Below are 22,288 nucleotides of genomic sequence, written 5' to 3' on the forward strand. Positions count from 1 at the left end.
AAGCGAAGCGCGGCGCGCGGAAGTCTGAACGAAAGACGAGAGTACTGAGTGAACGTTTTCTTCGAGGAATCGGGCAGTTTCAAGGCGGGCAGCGTGCTGTCGCGCCAGGGCGACGCGTTTCAGGTCGAATTGCCGGGCGGCCGGCGCGCGAAGGTGCGCGCGAAGGACGTGCTGATTGAATTCGAGAAACCCGCGGCGGGCGAACTGATGCAGCAGGCGGACGAAGCCGCCCAGCAGATCGACCTGGACTTTCTGTGGGAGTGCGCGCCCGCCGAGGAATTCGCGTACGCGACGCTCGCCGACGAATATTTCGGCGCGAGCTATGGCCCCGTCGAACGCGCGGCGCTCGTGCTGCGCCTGCACGGCGCGCCCGTCTATTTTCGCCGCAAGGGACGCGGCCAGTATCAGCGCGCGCCCGAAGAGCAACTGAAGATGGCGCTCGCCGCGCTCGAGCGCAAGCGCCAGCAGGCGCTCGTGCAGGCCGGCTACGAAGAGGAGCTGAAGGCGGGCAGGCTGCCCGATGCGTTCGCGGGCAAGGCGCTCGGCCTGCTGACGAAGCCGGACAAGAATTCGATCGAATACAAGGCGCTCGACGCGGCGGCGCTCGCGCGCGGCGTGTCGAGCGCGCGGCTGATGCTCGACTGCGGCGGCATTCCGTCGGCGCGCGCGCTGCACGAGGCGCGCTTCCTCGCCGAATACTTCCCGCACGGCACGAGCTTTCCGTCCGTCACGGTCGGCAAGCTGCCCGACGACCTGCCGCGCGCGGACGTCAACGCATTCTCGATCGACGACATCACGACGACCGAGATCGACGACGCGTTCTCCGTCGAGCATCTGTCCGACGGACGCGTGCGGATCGGCGTGCACATCGCGGCGCCCGCGCTCGGCGTCGCGCGCGGCGACGCGGTCGATGCGATCGCGCGCGCGCGGCTGTCGACCGTCTACATGCCGGGCGACAAGATCACGATGCTGCCGGACGACGTCGTCGACGTGTTCACGCTGAAGGAGGGCGACTACCGTCCGGCGCTGTCGCTGTACATCATCGTGAAGCGCGACACGCAGGAGATCGTCGCGAACGAGACGCGCGCCGAATTCGTCTACGTGAAGAGCAACCTGCGGCACAACACGCTCGACGAGCTCGTCACCGAGGACGCGCTCGCCGCGGGCGCGGGCGACTATCCGCACAAGGACGACATCGCGGTGCTCTGGCCGCTCGCGCAGGCGCTCTTCGAGCGGCGCCAGGTCGCGCGCGCGGGCTACGGGCTCAGGCGCGAAGCGCAGCGCAACACCGATTACAACTTCTACGTCGAAGGCGAGCACGTATCGATCACGCCGCGCCGGCGCGGCTCGCCGCTCGATCTGATCGTGTCCGAGCTCGCGATTCTCGCGAACTCGACGTGGGGCGCGTTCCTGCACGATCACAGCGTGCCCGGCATCTACCGGACGCAGCGCGCGTTCGGCATGCCGAGCGGGCCGAAGCGCACGCGGATGCAGACGAGCGCCGCGCCGCACGAGGGGCTCGGCGTGCCGCAGTACGCATGGAGCACGTCGCCGCTGCGCCGCTACGTCGACCTCGTCAACCAGTGGCAGTTGCTCGCGTGCGTGCAGCACGGCGTGACCGCGAAGCTCGCCGCGCCGTTCAAGCAGAAGGACGCGGATCTGTACGCGGTCGTGCAGGGCTTCGACGACACGTACGCCGCCTACGCCGATCACCAGCGCCGGATGGAGTATTTCTGGTGCCTGCGCTGGATCAAGCAGGAAGGCCGCAAGCAGGTGAGCGCGGCCGTCGTGAAGGGCGATCTCGTGCGCCTCGACGAAGTGCCGCTGCTGCTGCACGTGCCCGCGCTCGGCGTGCATGCGCGCGGCACGCGGGTGCTGCTCGACGTGATGTCGGTCGACGAATTGACGATCGAGGCGTCGGTGCGGCTCGTGAGCGTGCTCGACGCGCCGACGGTGTCGAGTGGCGAGCCGGCCGACGACGATGACGCCGACGCAGCCGACGACGTGCTGCTCGACGCCGCCGACGTATCGGCGGAAAGCGAAGCGGAGGCGCTCGCCGAGGCGGGCGGCGCGGCGAGCGGCGACGGCAATGGCAATGGCAATGGCGAATCGCCGGCGAACGGTGAGGAACAATCGAAATGAGCACGACCGTCGAATCGGCAGCGCGCGCGCGCGATCGCTACGCGGTGATCGGCAATCCGATCGCGCACAGCAAATCGCCGTTCATCCATTCGCGTTTCGCCGAACAGACGGGCGAGGCAATCGAATACACGCATCTGCTCGCGCCGCTCGACGGCTTCTCGGCCGCGGTGCGCGAATTCATCGCGCAGGGCGGGCGCGGCGTGAACGTCACCGTGCCGTTCAAGCTCGAGGCCTATGCGCTTGCCGATACGCTGTCGCCGCGCGCGGCGGCGGCGGGCGCGGTCAACACGCTGCGCTTCGACGCAGACGGCATCTTCGGCGACAACACCGACGGCGTCGGCCTCGTGCGCGACATCGAGACGAATCTTGGCGTGAGCCTGACGGGCGCGCGAATCCTGCTGCTCGGCGCGGGCGGCGCGGCGCGCGGCGTCGTGCTGCCGATGCTCGAGCGCGGGCCCGCGTCGCTCACGATCGTCAACCGGACCGCGAGCAAGGCGGAAGAACTCGTCGGCCAGTTCACGCAAGCGGCACACGACGCGGGCTGCGTGCTCGCGGGCGGCGGGCCCGAGCGGGTCGCGCGCGAGCCGTATGACGTGATCGTCAACGCGACGGCGGGCAGCCTCGACGCGGCGCTGCCCGAGTGCGACGCCGCGGCGTTCGGTCCGGCGACGCTCGCGTACGACATGATGTACGGCACGCGTCCGACCGTCTTCATGGAGCATGCGGCGACGCTCGGCGCGCGCGCGTCGGACGGGCTCGGAATGCTCGTCGAGCAGGCGGCGGAATCGTTCCACCTCTGGCGCGGCGTGCGGCCCGACGGCGCGCCTGTGCTCGCCGCGCTGCGCGCCGCCCTCGCGGCGTCCGCGGCGCACTGAGCGCGAGAGGCGAAGGCGGGATGCGCAACAGTCCCGTTTCGCCCGGTCCGGGCTACGCGCCGGCGCGCGGCGCGACTCGCGCGCGCAAGCGCGGCGTCGCGCGCTGGCTCGCGTATGCGGGCGGCGTGTTTGCGGGCGCGTGGCTCGCGACGCAGCTCTATTACGTCGCGCAGATCGCGATGTGGTCGGTGCTCGATCCGGGTTCGAGCGCGTTCATGCGCGCGGACGCGTGGCGCTTGTCGAGCGCGCAGCCCGCGGCGGCGATCCGGCATCGGTGGGTGCCATACGACAGGATCTCGCGGAACCTGAAGCGCGCGGTGATCGCGTCCGAAGACGCCGATTTCGCGAACAATTCGGGCTACGAAGTGGACGCGATCCTGCAGGCGTGGGAGAAGAACCGCGCGCGCGGCCGCATCGTGTCGGGCGGCTCGACGATCACGCAGCAGCTCGCGCGCAATCTGTTCCTGTCCGGCGAGCGCAGCTACATCCGCAAGGGGCAGGAGCTCATCATCACGTGGATGCTCGAAACGCTGCTCGACAAGGAGCGCATCTTCGAGATCTACCTGAACTCGGTCGAGTTCGGCCGCGGCGTGTACGGTGCGGAGGCCGCCGCGCAGTACTACTACCGGATTCCCGCGAGCCGGCTTTCCGCCTGGCAATCGGCGCGGCTCGCGGTGATGCTGCCGAATCCGAAGTATTTCGATATGCACCGCGGCTCGCCTTACCTCGCGCAGCGCGCGGGCGTGATCGCGCGGCGGATGGGCGCGGCGGAATTGCCCGCGTCGCAGTGAGCGCGGCCGCGGCGCGCTCGCTCGCCGCATGCGCGCTTGCCGACCGGGCGCGTGCTTTCTTGCGGCGCATCATCCCGATATTCGCGCTTTCCACAAATCTTTCAAAATCGATACGTCCGGAATTCGGGTAATTCCCTGATTTATTTCGATTGCCAGATCAATTCTGCGTCGCAGTGCGAATCGAGCAATAAAAAATCCGTCTGACTGCGGGTTTGGGTGCAATGGAATTCACAAAACGCCGTTCCAAAGCCGATTCCACGCTGATTCCATTCAAATGGGAAATCGCGCCTGAAAGAATAAAGTAAGCCGTGTTTCTTTCAAATGTTTCGCCATTTTTCAAATCGGAACTTGTCGCGTATATTGGCCGACGCCGTGGCTTATCGGGCCGATCGAGCAAGGTGGGGGCGCCTATCCGGCTGCTCAGGAAAACAACATGAGAGAAGGAAAACGACTATGCCAGCACGTAAAACGAAGCTGTTATTAGCCGCAGTATTCTCTTCGCTGCTCGTCGCAGCGTGCAATGGAGATGACGCCGGTTCGAGCGCGAGCGCCGCCGCGAACGCGGACAGTTCGACCAGCATCGACGCCTCGTCCGGCGCAGACAAACCCTATCGGGATCCCAACCGTTATTCGTCGAGTGCGAGCGCTTCGCTGTCGCCCTCCGCCGTGACCGAGAACGCGGCGATCACGCATCATCAGATCACGGTGAACGGCAAGGCGATCAACTACACCGCGACCGCGGGCCACCTGACCGCGCGCAACCCGCAAAGCGGCGCCGCAGAAGCGTCGTTCTTCTACGTCGCGTACACGGCAGACAGCCAGCCGCCCGGCAAGCGGCCCGTCACGTTCTTCTACAACGGCGGCCCCGGCTCGTCGACAGTCTGGCTGCATCTCGGCTCGTTCGGGCCGAAGCGCCTCGTGACGGGCGATCCGAACGCGAACAGCCCGACGCCGTTCCCGTTCGTCGACAACCAGCAAACGCTTCTCGACACGACCGATCTCGTGTTCGTCGACGCGATCGGCACAGGCTTCTCCGAGGCGATCGCGCCGAACACGAACCAGACGTTCTGGGGCGTCGATCAGGATGCCGGAGCATTTCGCGATTTCGTAATCCGCTATCTGCAGGCGAATCAGCGCAACGATTCGCCGAAGTACCTGTTCGGCGAATCGTACGGCACGCCGCGCACCGACGTGCTCGCGAACCTGCTCGAGACGGCGGGCGTGAAGCTCGACGGCATCGTGCTGCAGTCGTCGATCCTCAACTACAACAGCAACTGCGACATGGCGAGCAATTCCGTCGGCAGCTCGAACAACGGATCGAGCACGGTGAGCTGCGCGGGCTTCGTGCCGAGCTATGGCGCGATCGGCGCGTACTATCAGCTCGACAATCCGAACCCGGCGAACCTGCCGCAGTACGCGGACGAGATGCGTCTGCTGACGGCAGGCACCTATTCGCCGGCCGTGGACGCCTATCTCGCGAACCACACGCAGCCGTCGTCGGGCCTCGTCACGACGATGTCGAACGCAACGGGCGCGACCGTGCCGCTCTGGCGCGCGAACTTCAACCTGCTGCCGACTTCGTATGACAACAGCTATCAGCTCGCGCTGATTCCGGGCACGTTGATCGGCCGCTACGACGCGCGCGTGAACGTGCCGACGAACAGTCCGCTCGCATCGGGAGGCGATCCGTCGAGCAGCTTCATCACGAAGCCGTTCACCGACACGATCGGCACCTATTTGCCGAACGTGCTCAAGTACACGGCGAAATCGGCCTATGCTGTGGAGAGCAATGCGATCTCCTCGTGGGACTGGAGCCACGACGGCCTCGCTCTGCCCGACACGATCCCGGATCTGGCCGCGGCGCTCACGCTCAATCCCGCGCTGAAGGTGCTGTCGCTGAACGGCTATCACGACATCGCGACGCCGTTCTATCAGACGGAGCTCGATCTCGCCCGGCTCGGCGCGCAGCCCAATCTGACGATCAGGGACTACCAGGGCGGGCACATGGTCTACCTGGACGATACGTCGCGGCCGCAGGAAAAAGCCGATCTGGCGACGTTCTATGCGGCGACGCCCGCCGCGCGATGACGCCGAACGATGCTGCAGCGTCCGCCGCGCCGTGCGCCCCACGCGCCGCGCGGCGGGCCGTGACGATCCCATTTCTCTTCGGAGCTGACATGAAAATCCAATCGGCATTCGCTTGGTCCGCGCTCGTTGTCGCAGGCCTCGCGCTCTTCACGCAGACCGCGTTCGCGCAGGAAGCTGCGAGCGATGCGCAATCCGATCGCCATACGCAGGCGCAACTCGGCGATCCGTACGTGCCACCGGCCGCGCGCAAGCCGACGGCCGGCACGCAGACGTCCGGCGCCGCGCTGCACGCGCAGGTGGTGCGCAAGCTGCAACGCCAGTTCGCGGCGGCCGACGTCGACAATACGGGCCTGACCGAAGCGCAGGCGAAGGCTGCGGGCCTCGGCTACGTCGCGAAGAACTTCAGGCAGATCGACGCGAACCATACCGGTCGCGTGTCGTTCTCCGACGTGCAGCGCTACATCCAATCGCAGAGCGCGACGCAGAAGTAAGCAGACCGCACATCGCCAACCCCACGGCGAGCACGGGGTGCGCATCGAACGGGCTCAGCCGGGCAATCGGCTCAGCCCGTTTTTTCATGCGTGCGGCCGGCTTGTGAGTATGATCCGGATTCCCAATATATGAGAGCTTCATTCAAATATTGGAGCTTGCAGCGCACCCTCCTACAATCCGAAGCACATCGAAACGCTTCGGCAGATGCGCGGCCGCCGGAAATCGTCGGCGCGCGCGTCTGGTTCGCCGGAGTTCATCGCACCATGAACAAAACGCCCATGACGCTTGCCTTGAACGGCGCGACAGCCGTCCATCCCGACGCGTCGGACACGTCCGACGCGTCGCTCGCCGACAGCATCGGCGCGACGAGCACGCCGCTCGATCTCGCCGCGCAGCAGGCGGGCACGCAAACGCTGCTGCGCGGGCTCGCGATTCTCGAGGCGGTCGCGGGCGGCGCGCGCGACATGCGCGCGATCGGCGCCGCGCTCGGCACGACGCGCAGCACGACGCACCGCCTCGTCAGCAGCCTCGTGCAGGCGCGCTATCTGCGCCAGGTGCAAGGCGGCTATCTGCTCGGCCCGAAGCTGATCGAGCTCGGCACGATCGCGCTCGAGCAGATGCCGCTCACGGCGGTCGCGCGCCCGCATCTCGAGGCGCTCGCGCAAGCGACGCTCGACACGATCCATCTCGGCGTGCGCGACGGCGACGACGTGCTCTACATCGACAAGATTCCCGGCACGCGCGGCCTGGAGATGCGCTCGCGGATCGGCCATCGGATGCCGCTCGCATCGACGGGAATCGGCAAGGCGATGATGCTCGATCTCGATCCTGATACGTGGCGCTCGCTGTTCGACGCATCGAAGCGCGCGCTCGCGGGCGTGAACTTCAAGCCGGACCGCCGCCCGGACGTCGGCACGTTCCTGCAGCGTATGGCGCACTATGCGGCGGGCGGCTACACGTTCGATCTCGAGGAAAACGAAACGTCGATTCGCTGCGTCGCCGCGCCGGTGCGCGATGCGTCGGGCGCGATCGTCGCCGCGCTGTCGGTCGCGAGCACGATTCCGTATATGTCGCTCGACCGGATGAACGAGCTCGTGCCGCTCGTGCAGCGCGGCGCGCGCGCGATTTCGGCCGATCTCGGCTGGAGCGCGCCGCAGGCGACGCGCCGGATCAAGCGATGACCGCGCACGCGAGCACGCCCGCGCTGATCGGGCTCGACTGGGGTACGACATCGCTGCGCGCGTACCTGTTCGCCGCCGACGGCTCGGTGCTTGACACGCGCGCGCTTGCCGCGGGCGTGATGAGCCTGCCCGATGCGCCGGGCGCGTCGCCGTCGCAGGCGTTCGATGCCGCGTTCGAGCAAGCATGCGGCGCATGGCTCGACCGCGCGCCGCACGTGCCCGCGCTCGCGGCCGGCATGGTCGGCAGCGCGCAGGGCTGGCGCGAGGCGCCTTACGTGACGATGCCGGCCGCCGCCGACACGTTCGCATCGAGTCTCGTGCGGTTTCATACCGCGCGCGGCTTTGCGTTCGCGATCGTGCCGGGCGCGCTCGAACCGGGCGAGCTGCCGGACGTGATGCGTGGCGAGGAAACGCAGATCGTCGGCGCGCTCGCGGCCGAGCCGTCGCTTGCGGCCGAACGCGCGGGCGCGCTGATCGGGCTGCCCGGCACGCACGCGAAATGGGCGTGGGTGCGCGGCGGCCGCATCGAATGGTTCCGAACCTACATGACGGGCGAGCTTTTCGCCGCGCTGCGCGGGCACACGATCCTCGGCCGCACGATGCGGGCGAGCGACGCGCCCGACTGGTCCGCATTCGCGCGCGGCGTGCGGATCGCGCGGCGCAAGCGCCGCGAAGGATTGCTCGCGACGCTGTTCAGCACGCGCACGCTCGGCCTCACCGGGCAGCTCGCGCCGCAAGCGCAGGGCGACTATCTGTCCGGACTGCTGATCGGTCACGAGCTGAATGCGCTCGATGCGCTGCTCGACGGCCAGCGCGCGTCGCTCGCGGCGCTCGCGCCGCGCCTCGTCGGCGACGCCGCGTTGTGCGACCGCTACCGCCGCGCGCTCGCCGAATTCGATTGCGGCGGGGCGCGCATCGTCGAGCGCGCGTCCGAGCGCGGCCTGTGGCGCATCGCGGTGCAGGCGGGGCTCGTCGGCGCGGCGGGCGACGCGCCGCCCGCGCCCCTCGCGCCGCACTAGGCGCGAAGCGCGTTTCGACACGAAGTGGCTGGAGGAAATGAGATGTCGATGGATGCCGAAGCACTGCGTTTTCCCGCGCCGTATGCGCCGCATCGCGCGCTGATGCGCGCGTTCGACGCGTGCCCGCTGATCGCGATCCTGCGCGGCGTCACGCCCGCCGACGCGGCGGCGCACGGCGCCGCGCTGTACGACGCGGGTTTTCGCATCGTCGAGGTGCCGCTCAATTCGCCCGATCCGTTCGACAGCATCGCCGCGTTGCGCGCCGCGCTGCCCGCCGACGCGATCGTCGGCGCGGGCACCGTGCTGCGCGCCGAATATGTCGACGAAGTCGTGCGCGCCGGCGGCGAGCTGATCGTGATGCCGCATGCGGACGGCGACGTCGTGCGCCGCGCGAAGACGCTCGGCATCGGATGCGCGCCCGGCGTCGCGACGCCGACCGAGGCGTTCGCCGCGCTCGCGGACGGCGCGGACGTGCTGAAGATGTTTCCCGCCGAGCAGCTCGGCACGCCGGCCGTGAAGGCGTGGCGCGCGGTGATCGACGCGCGCGTGCCGCTCGTGCCGGTGGGCGGGATCACGCCCGAGAACATGGGCCCGTATCTCGCGGCGGGCGCGAACGGCTTCGGCCTCGGCTCGGCGCTGTATGCGCCCGGGCAGGCGCTCGCCGTCACTGCCGCGCGCGCGCGGGCGTTCGCCAACGGATGGCGGATCGCCCGCAAGGGAGTGGCGCGGTGAACCGGCTCGCGGGCAAGGTCGCCCTCGTGACGGGCGCGGGGCGCGGCATCGGCGCGGCGATCGCACGCGCGTTCGTGCGCGAAGGCGCGGCCGTCGCGATTGCGGAGCTCGACGCGGCGCTCGCGGACGAGACCGCCGACGCGATCGCGCGCGACGCCGCCGACGCGCGCGTGCTCGCGGTGCCGACGGACGTCGCGCGGGCCGAATCGGTCGCGGCGGCGCTCGCGCGCACGGAGCGCGCATTCGGTCCGCTCGACGTGCTCGTCAACAACGCCGGCGTCAACGTGTTCGGCGATCCGCTCGCGCTCACCGACGAAGACTGGCGGCGCTGCTTCGCGATCGATCTCGACGGCGTCTGGAACGGCTGCCGCGCGGCGCTGCCGGGCATGGTCGAGCGCGGGCGCGGCAGCATCGTGAACATCGCGTCGACGCACGCGTTCAGGATCATCCCGGGCTGCTTTCCGTACCCGGTCGCGAAGCACGGCGTGCTGGGCCTCACGCGCGCGCTCGGCATCGAATACGCGCCGCGCAACGTGCGCGTGAACGCGATCGCGCCGGGCTACATCGAGACGCAGTTGACGCATGACTGGTGGGGCGCGCAGCCCGATCCCGAGGCCGCGCGCCGCGAGACGCTCGCGTTGCAGCCGATGAAGCGGATCGGGCGTCCGGACGAAGTCGCGATGACCGCGGTGTTCCTCGCGTCGGACGAGGCGCCGTTCATCAACGCGAGCTGCATCACGATCGACGGCGGCCGATCGGTGCTGTACCACGACTGATTCACTTGTGCGGTGCGCCCGCGACGGACGCATACGCGCGAAGGCGGCGCGCGACGGTCGCACGCGCCGCGTCGAGACGACGAAGCGGCCGACGGCTCCGGTGACGGAGACAACAAGGAGACAAGCAACATGAAACGCAGAACGTTCATCACGCTGGCGGCAGCGGCGACGGTCGCGGCGGCGGGCCTGCCCGCGCATGCGGCCGAGCCCGTGAAGATCGGCTTCCTCGTCAAGCAGCCCGAGGAGCCGTGGTTCCAGGACGAATGGAAATTCGCCGAGCTCGCCGCGAAGGACAAGGGCTTCACGCTCGTGAAGATCGGCGCGCCGTCCGGCGAGAAGGTGATGAGCGCGATCGACAATCTCGCCGCGCAGAAGGCGCAGGGCTTCATCATCTGCACGCCGGACGTGAAGCTCGGGCCGGGCATCGTCGCGAAAGCGAAATCGCACGGCCTGAAGATGATGACGGTCGACGACCGGCTCGTCGACGGCGCGGGCAAGCTGATCGAATCGGTCCCGCACATGGGCATCTCCGCATACGACATCGGCAAGCAGGTCGGCAGCGGGATCGCGGCCGAGATCAGGAAGCGCGGCTGGAACATGAACGAAGTCGGCGCGATCGACATCACGTACGAGCAGTTGCCGACCGCGCATGACCGCACGACGGGCGCGACCGATGCGCTCGTCGCCGCCGGCTTTCCGAAGGCGAACGTGATCGCCGCGGCGCAGGCGAAGACCGACACCGAAAACGCATTCAACGCGGCGAACATCGCGCTCACGAAGAATCCGAAGTTCAAGCACTGGGTCGCCTACGGTCTCAATGACGAAGCGGTGCTCGGCGCGGTGCGCGCGGCCGAGGGGCGCGGCTTCAAGGCGGCCGACATGATCGGCATCGGCATCGGCGGGTCGGACTCGGCGCTCAACGAGTTCAAGAAGCCGCAGCCGACCGGCTTCTTCGGCACCGTGATCATCAGCCCGAAACGCCACGGCGAAGAGACGTCGGAGCTGATGTACGCGTGGATCACGCAAGGCAAGGCGCCACCGCCGCTCACGCTGACGACGGGCATGCTCGCGACGCGCGAGAACGTCGCGCAGGTGCGCGAGACGATGGGGCTCGCGGCGAAGTAGGCGAAGCGCGCCAGCGTTTTCGCGGTGCGGGCGTCGCGCGATGCGCGGCGCTCGCGGCGGCGATGCGCGCGGCGGTGCGGCAGGTGACAGGGCAACAGGGCGACAAGCATGGCAGGAGACGGAGGCGACGTGGCTGCGGCACTGCGTTTTGACAATATCGGCAAGGTCTTTCCCGGCGTGCGCGCGCTCGACGGCATCTCGTTCGACGTGCATGCGGGACAGGTGCACGGCCTGATGGGCGAGAACGGCGCGGGCAAGTCGACGCTGCTCAAGATTCTCGGCGGCGAATATCAGCCCGACTCGGGCGGCGTGCTCGTCGACGGGCAGGCGATGCGCTTTCCGAGCGCGGCCGCGTCGATCGCGGCGGGCATCGCGGTGATCCATCAGGAGCTGCAATACGTGCCCGATCTGACGGTGGCCGAGAACCTGCTGCTCGGCCGGCTGCCGAGCGCGCTCGGCTGGGTCAGGAAGCGCGACGCGCAGCGCTTCGTGCGCGAGCGGCTCGGCGCGATGGGCGTCGATCTCGATGCGCAGGCGAAGCTGCGGCGGCTGTCGATCGCGCAGCGGCAGATGGTCGAGATCTGCAAGGCGCTGCTGCGCAACGCGCGCGTGATCGCGCTCGACGAGCCGACGAGCTCGCTGTCGCACCGCGAGACCGAGGTGCTGTTCAAGCTCGTCGACGATCTGCGTCGCGACGGCCGCGCGCTCATCTACATCTCGCACCGGATGGACGAGATCTACCGGCTCTGCGACGCATGCACGATCTTCCGCGACGGCCGGCAGGTCGCATCGCACGCCTCGCTCGCGGACGTGCCGCGCGAGACGCTCGTGCGGCAGATGGTCGGCCGCGAGATCAGCGACATCTATCACTACGCGCCGCGCGAACTCGGCGACGTGCGTCTGTCGGCGCGCGCGCTCGAGGGAGACACGCTGCGCGCCGGCGCGAGCTTCGACGTGCGGGCGGGCGAGATCGTCGGCTTCTTCGGGCTCGTCGGCGCGGGGCGCAGCGAGCTGATGCGCGTGATCTACGGCGCGGACCGCAGGACGGGCGGCACGCTCACGCTCGACGGCGAGCCGCTCGACATCCGCTCGACGCGCGACGCGATCCGCCACGGGATCGTGCTGTGCCCCGAGGATCGCAAGGAAGAGGGGATCGTCGCGCACGCGTCGGTCGCCGAGAACATCAACATCAGTTGTCGCCGCCACGCGCTGCGCGCGGGACTCTTTCTCGACCGCAAGCGCGAGGCCGAGACGGCCGATCGCTTCATCAAGCTGCTGAAGATCAAGACGCCCAGCCGTCGGCAGAAGATCCGCTTCCTGTCGGGCGGCAATCAGCAGAAGGCGATTCTCGCGCGCTGGCTCGCCGAGCCGGATCTGAAGGTCGTGATCCTCGACGAGCCGACGCGCGGCATCGACGTCGGTGCGAAGCACGAGATCTACGGCGTGATCTACGAGCTCGCGAAGCGCGGCTGCGCGATCGTGATGGTGTCGTCCGAGCTGCCGGAGGTGCTCGGCGTATCGGATCGCATCGTCGTGATGCGCGAAGGACGGATCGCGGGCGAGCTCGCGCGCGGCGAAGCGAACGAGGAGGCGGTGCTCAATCTCGCGCTGCCGCAGGGCGCGACCGCGCACGCCGCATGACGAACGCGCGGTTGGCGCGACGCGCGGCGCGATCACGTTGCGCGACGCGCGGGACGGCGAATTCGAGGATTGGAGAGAAGGGCGGCCGCGCCGCCCGGCAGAGGAGCAAACGACATGCAAGCGAGAGAGAACCTTCCACAAGCCGCGGCGCACGCGGCGGCCGTGCCGGCCGAGGACCGGCAGCGCTGGCGGCAGCACGCCGCCGATTACAGTCTCGTCGCGATCTTCGCGGCGATGTTCGTCGCGATGTCGCTGACGGTCGATCATTTCTTCTCGATCGACAACATGCTCGGGCTCGCGCTGTCGATCTCGCAGATCGGGATGGTCGCGTGCACGATGATGTTCTGCCTCGCGTCGCGCGATTTCGATCTGTCGATCGGCTCGACGGTCGCGTTCGCCGGCGTGCTGTGCGCGATGGTGCTCAACGCGACCGACAATACGTTCGTCGCTGTCGCCGCGGCGGTCGCGGCGGGCGCGGCCATCGGCTTCGTCAACGGCGCGGTGATCGCGTATCTGCGAATCAACGCGCTGATCACGACGCTCGCGACGATGGAGATCGTGCGCGGGCTCGGCTTCATCGTGTCGAAGGGGCAGGCGGTGGGCGTGTCGTCGGAGACGTTCATCGCGTTGGGCGGGCTCACGTTCTTCGGCGTGTCGCTGCCGATCTGGGTGACGCTCGTGTGCTTCGTCGTGTTCGGCGTGCTGCTCAACCAGACCGTGTACGGCCGCAACACGCTCGCGATCGGCGGCAATCCGGAGGCGTCGCGGCTCGCCGGGATCAACGTCGAGCGCACGCGCGTCTACATCTTCCTGATCCAGGGCGCAGTGACCGCGCTCGCGGGCGTGATCCTCGCGTCGCGGATCACGTCGGGCCAGCCGAACGCCGCGCAGGGCTTCGAGCTGAACGTGATCTCCGCGTGCGTGCTGGGCGGCGTGTCGCTCGCGGGCGGGCGCGCGTCGATCTCGGGCGTCGTGATCGGCGTGTTGATCATGGGCACCGTCGAGAACGTGATGAACCTGCTCAATATCGATGCGTTCTATCAATACCTGGTGCGCGGCGCGATCCTGCTCGCCGCCGTGCTGCTCGACCAGTTGAAGAACCGCGGCGCGCGCGATTGAGCGCATCGCCCTTTTCCGGGAATGAACAGATGACCGACATTGCTTCGCATCGCGAATCGAACGGCGCGCAGGATGCACAAGACGCGCAACACGAACGTTACGCGCGCTACCCGAGCCTCGCCGGGCGCGCGGTGCTGATCACGGGCGGCGCGACGGGCATCGGCGCGTCGTTCGTCGAGCACTTCGCGCGGCAGGGCGCGCGCGTCGCGTTCGTCGATCTCGACGAACAGGCTGGCCGCGCGCTCGCCGCGCGGCTCGCCGACGCCGCGCACGCGCCCGTGTTCGCCGCGTGCGACCTCACCGACATCGCCGCGCTGCGCGGCGCGATCGACGCGATCCGCGCGCGCGTCGGCCCGATCGCGGCGCTCGTGAACAACGCGGCGAACGACGTGCGCCACGCGATCGCCGACGTGACGCCCGAATCGTTCGACGCGAGCATCGCGGTGAACCTGCGCCATCAGTTCTTCGCCGCGCAGGCGGTGATCGACGACATGAAGCGGCTGGGCGGCGGCTCGATCGTCAATCTCGGCTCGATTGGCTGGATGCTGAAGAATGCGGGCTATCCGGTCTACGCAACCGCGAAGGCGGCGGTGCAGGGGCTCACGCGCGCGCTCGCGCGCGAGCTCGGGCCGTTCGGCATTCGCGTGAACACGCTCGTGCCGGGCTGGGTGATGACCGACAAGCAGCGCCGCCTGTGGCTCGACGACGCGGGCCGCGCGGCGATCAAGGCGGGGCAGTGCATCGACGCCGAGCTGCTGCCGGGCGACCTCGCGCGGATGGCGCTCTTTCTCGCGGCGGACGACAGCCGGATGATCACCGCGCAGGACGTTGTCGTCGACGGCGGCTGGGCATAGCATTCGTGCGGATGACGAAGTGCGACGAAAGCAGGAGGACGCAATCATGACCGCGACGCATTCTCGATCCACGGCCACCGACGCGGTGCAAACCTTGCAGACGCGCACCGCGCGGCGCGCGGCCGCCGCGCATCTGGTGAGCCCGGGGCCGCAGACGTCGCAGATCGCGCGCGGCGCGGGCGTCACCGAAACGGCGATCGCGACGCTCTCGACCGATCTGCTGCGGCTCGACGTCGCGCCGCACCTGGGCGGCGGCGTCACGCGCTTCGACTGGCGCGGCGACGGCGCGCTCACGCCGATCTTTCGCCGCTGCGATGCGCCCGGCGCGCGCACCGATCCGAACGAGCTCGCGTGCTATCCGCTGCTGCCGTACTCGAACCGGATCGGCGGCGGGCGCTTCGAGTGCGACGGCCGGCTCGTGCGCGTGCCGCGCAACCGCTCGACCGAGCAGGTGCCGATTCACGGCGACGGCTGGCTCGCGCACTGGCGGCTCGACGATGCGACCGATACGCAGTTGTGTCTGTCGCTCGATCGCAGCAATGGCGCGCCGTATGCGTATCGCGCGACGCAGGTCTATGCGCTCGACGGCGCGACGCTCACGATCGCGCTCGGCATCGAGAACACGGGCGCGATGCGGCTGCCGTTCGGGCTCGGCGTGCATCCGTTCATCGTGCGCGACGCGTCGACCGAGCTCGCGGCCGCCGCGAGCGGGCTGTGGCTGGCGACGCCCGACTGGCTGCCGTCGCGCCATGTCGGCGCGCCCGCCGCGTGGCGCTTCGGCATCGCGTATCCGTTGCCGGACACGCTCGTCAATCACGCTTTCACCGGCTGGGGCGGCGGCGCGACGATCGCGTGGCCGCAGCGCCGGCTCGGGCTGACGGTCACGGCCGACGCCGACTGCTATGTGCTGTATACGCCGCCCGGCGAGCCGTATTTCTGCTTCGAGCCGGTCGATCATCCGATCGATGCGGTGAACCTGCCGGGCGGCGCCGCCGCGCACGGGATGACGCTGCTCGCGCCGGGCGAGCGCCTGATGCGGCGCTTTCGCTTCACCGTCGCGCGCACCGATGCGCGCGCGACGCCCGCCGCCCGCGAATCGAAGCGGCGCCCGATCGCGTAGCGCGGGCGGGCTGGGCGCGCGCCCGCAGTCGCGATTGCCCGTCGCGACGCAGGTAAAATACGCGTCTTCCCAACCGCCGAGCCGCGAGTGAGCGCCATGTCTTCCACGCCTACCTTCATCGAATCGCTGCGCGCCGCCTGGCAGCGCACGAATTCGCTGCTGTGCGTCGGTCTCGATCCCGAGCCGACCAAGTTTCCCGCGCGCCTCGAGAACCAGCCCGATGCGATCTTCGATTTCTGCCGCGAGATCGTCGACGCGACCGCGCCGTTCGCGAGTGCGTTCAAGCCGCAGATCGCATACTTCGCCGCGCATCGCGCGGAAGATCAGCTCGAGCGGCTGATCGCGCACATCCATCTGCAGCATCCCGGCCTGCCCGTGATCCTCGACGCGAAGCGCGGCGACATCGGCAGCACCGCCGAGCAATACGCGCGCGAGGCATTCGAGCGCTATCGCGCGGACGCGGTCACGGTCAATCCGTACATGGGCTTCGATTCGATCGAGCCGTATCTCGCTTACGAGGACAAGGGCGTGATCGTGCTGTGCCGCACGTCGAATCCGGGCGGCTCGGACCTGCAGTTTCTCGAAACGGGCGGGCGGCCGCTCTATCAGGTCGTCGCCGATCTCGCGGCGAACAAGTGGAATGCGAAGACGGGCCAGCTCGCGCTCGTCGTCGGCGCGACGTTTCCGAAGGAGATCGAGGCCGTGCGCGGGATCGTCGGCGACATGCCGCTGCTGATTCCCGGCATCGGCGCGCAGGGCGGCGACGTCGCCGCGACCGTCGCCGCGGGCCGCACGGCCGACGGCGCGGGCATGATGATCAACTCGTCGCGCGCGATCCTGTACGCGAGCCGCGACGACGACTTCGCCGACGCGGCCGCGCGCGTCGCCGGGCAGACTCGCGACGCGATCAACGCGCATCGCTGAGCGCCGGCGCTTCGCTTCAGCGCTCCTGCTCGTCGAGCAGTTGGATGAGGCCGCGCAGCGCATGCTTGGCTGCCTGCACGCGGATCTGCTCGCGGTCGCCCTTGAACACGAGCGTCTCGACCGACGTGTGCAGCCGGTTGCTCCAGCCGAAGGACACGGTGCCGACGGGCTTGTGCTCGGAGCCGCCGCCCGGCCCGGCGACGCCGGTGACGGCGAGCGCGACCTGCGCGCGGCTGTTGCGCAGCGCGCCCTCGACCATCGCGCGCGCGACGGGCTCGCTGACCGCGCCGTGCTTGTCGATCAGATCGGCGGGCACGCCGATCATCTCGATCTTCGCGGCGTTCGAATAGGTGACGAAGCCCCGCTCGAACCAGCCGCTGCTGCCGGAGATGTCGGTGATCGCGGTCGCGATCATGCCGCCCGTGCAGGACTCGGCGGTGGCGAGCGTCAGGTGCTCGTCGCGCAGCATGTTGCCGACGCGGATGGCGAGCTGGTGAACGACGGAATCGGTTGGCATGCGGGAAGTTCCGGTGCGAGCGGGGACGGACGGGCGCGCGGCGTCACTGCGCGGCGAACGAGCGCCACAGCGCGATCACGAAGAGCGTCATCAGCGCGGCGATCAGATCGTCGAACATGATGCCGAAGCCGCCTTTCAAATTCCGGTCGAAATAGCGGATGGGCGGCGGCTTCACCATGTCGAAGAAGCGGAACACGACGAACGCCCATAGTTGCTCGACGAACGTCGCCGGCGTGACGAGCAGCATCACGAGCCAGATCGCGACGATCTCGTCCCAGACCGCGGGGCCCGGATCGGCGATGCCCATCTTCTTCGCGGTGAAGCCCGTCATCCAGATGCCGGCGACGAAGCCGACGACGATGAGCGCCCACCATTCGGGCACGGTCAGGTAGCGGTTCAGCGCGACGAACGTGAGCCAGCCGAATATCGTGCCGAAGGTGCCGGGCATGAACGGCGCGAGGCCGCTGCCGAAGCCGAGCGACACGATGTGCACCGGATGCGAGAACATGAACCGCACGGTCGCGCGGCGGCGCGCGATCTTCTGCGGCTCCCGCTGCGGCGCGGGCGAGGGCGCCTGGCCGGGCTGGTCGGCGGAGTCGGCCGGACGGGGCGTCGGGTCAGTTGGCATGGAAATGATCGAAACCGTGCAGCGTGAGCGAAAGCGGCGCGCCCGACGCGTCGCGCCACGTGACGGCGCGCGCGTCCGTCGGCGCGGACAAGCCGCGTATTGTACCGATCCGCGTGACGGCCACGCCCGTGCGCGCGCCGGCCGCCTCGATCGCGGTGCGCGCGGACGGCGCTGCCGTGAAGCACAGCTCGTAGTCGTCGCCGCCTTCGAGCATGCAGCGGCGCTGTACGTCGGCGGGCAGCGCCGCGAGCGCGGCCGAGCGCGGCACCGCGTCGACGTTCACGTCGGCGCGCACGTTCGAGCGCTCGAGGATGTGCGGCAGATCACCCGCGAGGCCGTCGGACACGTCGAGCGCCGCGTGCGCGATGCCCGCGAGCGCGACGCCGAGCGCGACGCGCGGCTCCGGCCACTCGAGCGCGGCCCGGAACGCGGCTGTCTCGCGCCCGCCCGCCCGCCATTCGCCGCGGATCACGCCGAGGCCGGCGCGCGCGTCGCCGAGCACGCCGGATATCCAGACGTCGTCGCCGTCGCGTGCGGCGTCGCGGCGCAGCGCGGCGTTGGCTGCGACGTCGCCGAACACGGTGACGCACAGGTTGAGCGGCCCGCTCGTCGTGTCGCCGCCGATCAGCTCGCAGCCGTGGCGGTCCGCGAGCGCGAAGAGGCCGTCGGAGAACGCCTCGAGCCAGTCGGCGTCGGCGCGCGGCAGCGCGCACGCGAGCGTGAACGCGCGCGGCACGGCGCCCATCGCGGCCAGGTCGGACAAATTGACGGCGAGCGTCTTGTGGCCGAGCGCGCGCGGATCGACGTCGGCGAGGAAGTGTCGGCCTTCGACCAGCATGTCCGTCGAAATCGCCAGCATCTTGCCCGGTTGCGGCGCAAGCAGCGCGCAGTCGTCGCCAATGCCGAGCGCGGCGCGCGCATGTGGCCCTTTCGCGTGGCGCGCGAAGAAGCGATCGATTAACGAGAATTCCGAGAGGGAAGGATGGGCCACGGGCGCGGATGTTCGAGCGTTGGGATGACGCTCATTGTAAGGCGCTTCGGGCTGCGGCCAGACGGCGCGGCGGCCCGCGCGCGGCCGATTCGTGACGTTTCGGTCGCGGCTGTCAAACCCTAATCGACAATTTTACGTGTGGGATTGGCGCTACAATGCGCCGAACAGGTATTCTAATCCGCAGCCCCCCGTAGAGACACATGTCCACCTCGTCCTCCTCCTCGAAAGAAAAACTCCGCGAAGCCGCTCTCGATTACCACGAATTCCCGACACCGGGCAAAATCGCGATCGCATCGACCAAGCAGATGATCAACCAGCGCGATCTCGCGCTCGCCTATTCGCCGGGCGTCGCGTTCGCGTGCGAGGAGATCGTCGAGAACCCGCTGAACGCCGCGCGCTTCACCGCGCGCAGCAACCTCGTCGGCGTCGTGACGAACGGCACCGCGGTGCTTGGCCTCGGCAACATCGGTCCGCTCGCGTCGAAGCCGGTGATGGAGGGCAAGGCGGTCCTCTTCAAGAAGTTCGCCGGGATCGACGTGTTCGACATCGAGCTCAACGAGTCCGATCCGCACAAGCTCGTCGACGTGATCGCCGCGCTCGAACCGACGTTCGGCGGGATCAACCTCGAGGACATCAAGGCGCCGGACTGCTTCATCGTCGAGCGCGAAGCGCGCAAGCGGATGAAGATCCCGGTGTTCCACGACGACCAGCACGGCACCGCGATCGTCGTCGCGGCGGCGGTCACGAACGGGCTGAAGGTCGTCGGCAAGAGCATCAAGGAAGTGAAGCTCGTCGCGTCGGGCGCGGGCGCCGCGGCGCTCGCGTGCCTCGATTTGCTCGTCGACCTCGGCCTGCCGCTCGAGAACATCACGGTGACGGACCTGGCGGGCGTCGTCTACAAGGGCCGCACCGAGCTGATGGACCCGGACAAGGAGCGTTTCGCGCGCGAAACCGGTGCGCGCACGCTGTCCGAAGTGATCGGCGGCGCGGACATCTTCCTCGGCCTGTCGGCGGCCGGCGTGCTGAAGGCCGACATGGTGAAGACGATGGCCGAGCGCCCGCTGATTCTCGCGCTTGCGAATCCGACCCCGGAAATCCTGCCGGAAGTCGCGCTCGAGGCGCGCCCGGACGCCGTGCTCGCCACGGGCCGCACCGACTACCCGAACCAGGTCAACAACGTCCTGTGCTTTCCGTTCATCTTCCGCGGCGCGCTCGACGTCGGCGCGACGACGATCACCCGCGAGATGGAGATCGCCGCCGTCAATGCGATCGCCAAGCTCGCGCAGCAGGAGCAGAGCGACATCGTCGCGACCGCATACGGGATTCAGGATCTGTCGTTCGGTCCCGAATATCTGATTCCGAAGCCGTTCGATCCGCGCCTCATCGTGAAGATCGCGCCCGCGGTCGCGCAGGCGGCGATGGACGGCGGCGTCGCGACCCGTCCGATCGAGGACATGGAGGCGTACAAGGTCCACCTGCAGCAGTTCGTCTACCACAGCGGCACGACGATGAAGCCGGTGTTCCAGATCGCGCGCGGCGCGCCCGCCGAGAAGAAGCGGGTCGTGTTCGCGGAGGGCGAGGAGGAGCGGGTGCTGCGCGCGGTGCAGATCGTCGTCGACGAGAAGCTCGCGAAGCCGATCCTGATCGGCCGCCCAGGCGTGATCGAGCACCGGATCCAGCGCTACGGCCTGCGTCTCACGCCGGGCGTCGATTTCACGATCGTCAACACCGAGCACGACGAGCGCTACCGCGATTTCTGGCAGACCTACTTCAAGATGATGGCCCGCAAGGGGATCAGCGAGCAGCTCGCGCGCGTGGAGATGCGCCGCCGCACGACGCTGATCGGCTCGATGCTCGTCAAGAAGGGCGAAGCGGACGGAATGATCTGCGGCACGATCAGCACGACGCACCGCCACCTGCACTTCATCGATCAGGTGATCGGCAAGCGCGCCGGCTGCAGCGTGTACGGCGCGATGAATGCGCTCGTGCTGCCCGGCCGCCAGATCTTCCTCGTCGATACGCACGTGAACGTCGATCCGACCCCGGAGCAACTCGCCGAGATCACGATCATGGCGGCGGAGGAAGTGCGCCGCTTCGGCATCGAGCCGAAGGTCGCGCTGCTGTCGCACTCGAACTTCGGCACGAGCAACGCGCCTTCCGCGCAGAAGATGCGCGATACGCTTGCGATCCTGCACGAACGCGTGCCGGAACTGCACGTCGACGGCGAGATGCACGGCGACGTCGCGCTCGACGCGGCGCTGCGCAAGGAGATCCTGCCCGAATCGACGCTCGAGGGCGAAGCCAACCTGCTCGTGCTGCCGAACATCGACGCAGCGAACATCGCATACAACCTGCTGAAGACGGCGGCCGGCAACAACATCGCGATCGGACCGATCCTGCTCGGCGCCGCGCAACCCGTGCACGTGCTGACCGAATCGGCAACCGTGCGCCGGATCGTCAACATGACGGCGCTGCTGGTTGCCGACGTGAACGCGGTGCGTTGAGCGAAATTACCCGACGATAAAAAAAGGCGCGCCCATCGCGGGCGCGCCGTCGAGCATGGCGGAGAAAGCGCCTTCCCGAAGCCGACGACGCCACCCTTGGGCCGCAAGAGGCGGCGAGGAGGCAGAAACCCGCCGCAGTTGACGTCGTCATGGCAATCTTAACTCATGTAAGCAATTTTTAGCTTAAAAAAGATAAAAATAGCGCCGATGGGTGCTGTTTTATCCTTTCATTTACCTAACGAGCATTGATTCCCGCGTGTATTAGCGCTACGCTTACGCCTTTCTTGGTCGTCAACTTATTGATTTAACAGCGGGAACCCTCGTTTATGGCACGCAAGTGGCTCCGCAACGGCGCGCTCGCGTCCGTCTTCGCGATCGTCGCGATCGTCGCGATAGGCAACATCGGCGCTTCGCCGGGCAGTCTGGTTTCCGCCGCATACGCACGGGAAGCCGCCGCGGCAAACGGGGCGGCGGCGCAGGTCGACACGCTCCCCGCATCCCGATTGCCGCGCGAGGCAGCGAGCACGCTGAGCCTGATCGCCGCGGGCGGCCCCTATCCGTACGAGAAAGACGGCGCGGTATTCGGCAACTACGAACGGATCTTGCCGAAGATGCGGCGCGGCTATTACCACGAGTACACGGTGCCGACGCCGAGGGCCCGCAACCGCGGCGCGCGGCGCATCGTCTGTGGCGGTCCCTTGAGGCGCGTCGACAATTGTTATTACACCGACGACCACTACAACAGTTTCAAACGTATCGTTGATTGACT

General features: G+C 68.4%; 20 protein-coding genes. 17 read left to right on the top strand and 3 right to left on the bottom strand.

Annotation, left to right across the window (positions count from 1 at the left end):
• Window positions 1–48 precede the first annotated feature (48 nt).
• The 15 genes from AQ610_RS03025 to pyrF all read left to right on the top strand — a co-directional run bounded on the left by AQ610_RS03025 (window position 49) and on the right by pyrF (window position 16,879).
• On the top strand, window positions 49–2,142 hold the full coding sequence (locus tag AQ610_RS03025; RefSeq protein WP_006025213.1) for a ribonuclease catalytic domain-containing protein: 2,094 nt from the start codon (window positions 49–51) through the stop codon (window positions 2,140–2,142).
• Window positions 2,139–3,017, top strand: a complete 879-nt coding sequence (aroE, locus tag AQ610_RS03030) for a shikimate dehydrogenase (protein WP_006025214.1) — start codon at window positions 2,139–2,141, stop codon at window positions 3,015–3,017. Before AQ610_RS03025 ends, aroE begins: the two co-directional genes overlap by 4 nt.
• A 20-nt stretch (window positions 3,018–3,037) precedes the next feature.
• Complete coding sequence (gene mtgA / locus AQ610_RS03035) at window positions 3,038–3,808, top strand: monofunctional biosynthetic peptidoglycan transglycosylase (RefSeq protein ID WP_006025215.1); 771 nt, start codon at window positions 3,038–3,040, stop codon at window positions 3,806–3,808.
• A 453-nt stretch (window positions 3,809–4,261) separates the two neighbouring features.
• Window positions 4,262–5,896 (top strand): S10 family peptidase, encoded by a 1,635-nt coding sequence (locus tag AQ610_RS03040; protein WP_006025216.1) that lies wholly within the window; start codon window positions 4,262–4,264, stop codon window positions 5,894–5,896.
• 89 nt (window positions 5,897–5,985) lie between these two features.
• Entirely contained in the window at window positions 5,986–6,387 is a 402-nt protein-coding gene (locus tag AQ610_RS03045) for an EF-hand domain-containing protein (RefSeq protein WP_006025217.1), read from the top strand.
• Between the two features lie 264 nt (window positions 6,388–6,651).
• A complete protein-coding gene (locus AQ610_RS03050; RefSeq protein ID WP_015601728.1) occupies window positions 6,652–7,569 on the top strand; it encodes an IclR family transcriptional regulator in 918 nt (305 codons plus the stop codon).
• Window positions 7,566–8,588: a 2-dehydro-3-deoxygalactonokinase gene (locus AQ610_RS03055; protein WP_006025219.1), complete on the top strand. Its 1,023-nt coding sequence runs from the start codon at window positions 7,566–7,568 to the stop codon at window positions 8,586–8,588. The genes AQ610_RS03050 and AQ610_RS03055 overlap by 4 nt, the downstream gene beginning before the upstream one ends.
• 42 nt (window positions 8,589–8,630) lie before the next feature.
• Window positions 8,631–9,320 (top strand): 2-dehydro-3-deoxy-6-phosphogalactonate aldolase, encoded by a 690-nt coding sequence (locus AQ610_RS03060; protein WP_009913623.1) that lies wholly within the window; start codon window positions 8,631–8,633, stop codon window positions 9,318–9,320.
• Complete coding sequence (locus AQ610_RS03065) at window positions 9,317–10,096, top strand: SDR family oxidoreductase (protein WP_009913622.1); 780 nt, start codon at window positions 9,317–9,319, stop codon at window positions 10,094–10,096. Before AQ610_RS03060 ends, AQ610_RS03065 begins: the two co-directional genes overlap by 4 nt.
• Before the next feature lie 129 nt (window positions 10,097–10,225).
• Entirely contained in the window at window positions 10,226–11,221 is a 996-nt protein-coding gene (locus AQ610_RS03070; protein ID WP_009913621.1) for an arabinose ABC transporter substrate-binding protein, read from the top strand.
• A gap of 129 nt (window positions 11,222–11,350) precedes the next feature.
• Window positions 11,351–12,862, top strand: a complete 1,512-nt coding sequence (gene araG / locus AQ610_RS03075) for an L-arabinose ABC transporter ATP-binding protein AraG (protein WP_006025223.1) — start codon at window positions 11,351–11,353, stop codon at window positions 12,860–12,862.
• Between the two features lie 114 nt (window positions 12,863–12,976).
• Window positions 12,977–13,981: an L-arabinose ABC transporter permease AraH gene (gene araH / locus AQ610_RS03080; protein WP_006025224.1), complete on the top strand. Its 1,005-nt coding sequence runs from the start codon at window positions 12,977–12,979 to the stop codon at window positions 13,979–13,981.
• Window positions 13,982–14,010: 29 nt separating this feature from the next.
• Window positions 14,011–14,835 carry an SDR family NAD(P)-dependent oxidoreductase gene (locus AQ610_RS03085; RefSeq protein WP_006025225.1) on the top strand — a complete coding sequence of 275 codons (825 nt, stop codon included), beginning with the start codon at window positions 14,011–14,013 and terminating at the stop codon, window positions 14,833–14,835.
• Between the two features lie 46 nt (window positions 14,836–14,881).
• Entirely contained in the window at window positions 14,882–15,955 is a 1,074-nt protein-coding gene (locus AQ610_RS03090; protein WP_009913618.1) for an aldose 1-epimerase, read from the top strand.
• A 96-nt stretch (window positions 15,956–16,051) separates the two neighbouring features.
• The gene (gene pyrF, locus AQ610_RS03095; protein WP_006025227.1) at window positions 16,052–16,879 is read left to right on the top strand and encodes an orotidine-5'-phosphate decarboxylase; all 828 of its coding nucleotides are present in this window, start codon (window positions 16,052–16,054) and stop codon (window positions 16,877–16,879) included.
• A gap of 16 nt (window positions 16,880–16,895) precedes the next feature.
• Here pyrF and AQ610_RS03100 read toward each other — a convergent pair whose 3' ends face one another.
• From AQ610_RS03100 to thiL, 3 genes are read right to left on the bottom strand one after another with little or no spacing between them, the layout of a single operon-like run.
• The gene (locus tag AQ610_RS03100) at window positions 16,896–17,396 is read right to left on the bottom strand and encodes a CinA family protein (protein WP_006025228.1); all 501 of its coding nucleotides are present in this window, start codon (window positions 17,394–17,396) and stop codon (window positions 16,896–16,898) included.
• A gap of 43 nt (window positions 17,397–17,439) precedes the next feature.
• Complete coding sequence (locus AQ610_RS03105; RefSeq protein WP_006025229.1) at window positions 17,440–18,024, bottom strand: phosphatidylglycerophosphatase A family protein; 585 nt, start codon at window positions 18,022–18,024, stop codon at window positions 17,440–17,442.
• Window positions 18,014–19,015, bottom strand: coding sequence for a thiamine-phosphate kinase (thiL, locus tag AQ610_RS03110; RefSeq protein ID WP_006025230.1), 1,002 nt, complete (start codon window positions 19,013–19,015; stop codon window positions 18,014–18,016). Before thiL ends, AQ610_RS03105 begins: the two co-directional genes overlap by 11 nt.
• Window positions 19,016–19,215: 200 nt before the next feature.
• Here thiL and AQ610_RS03115 point away from each other — a divergent pair, with 200 nt between their 5' ends.
• Together AQ610_RS03115 and AQ610_RS03120 are read left to right on the top strand one after the other, a co-directional pair.
• Window positions 19,216–21,519 carry an NADP-dependent malic enzyme gene (locus AQ610_RS03115; protein ID WP_043282276.1) on the top strand — a complete coding sequence of 768 codons (2,304 nt, stop codon included), beginning with the start codon at window positions 19,216–19,218 and terminating at the stop codon, window positions 21,517–21,519.
• A 326-nt stretch (window positions 21,520–21,845) separates the two neighbouring features.
• Window positions 21,846–22,286: a ribonuclease gene (locus AQ610_RS03120; RefSeq protein WP_006025232.1), complete on the top strand. Its 441-nt coding sequence runs from the start codon at window positions 21,846–21,848 to the stop codon at window positions 22,284–22,286.
• The last annotated feature ends 2 nt before the right edge of the window (window positions 22,287–22,288 follow it).

Source organism: Burkholderia humptydooensis, from assembly GCF_001513745.1.
Lineage (GTDB): Bacteria > Pseudomonadota > Gammaproteobacteria > Burkholderiales > Burkholderiaceae > Burkholderia > Burkholderia humptydooensis.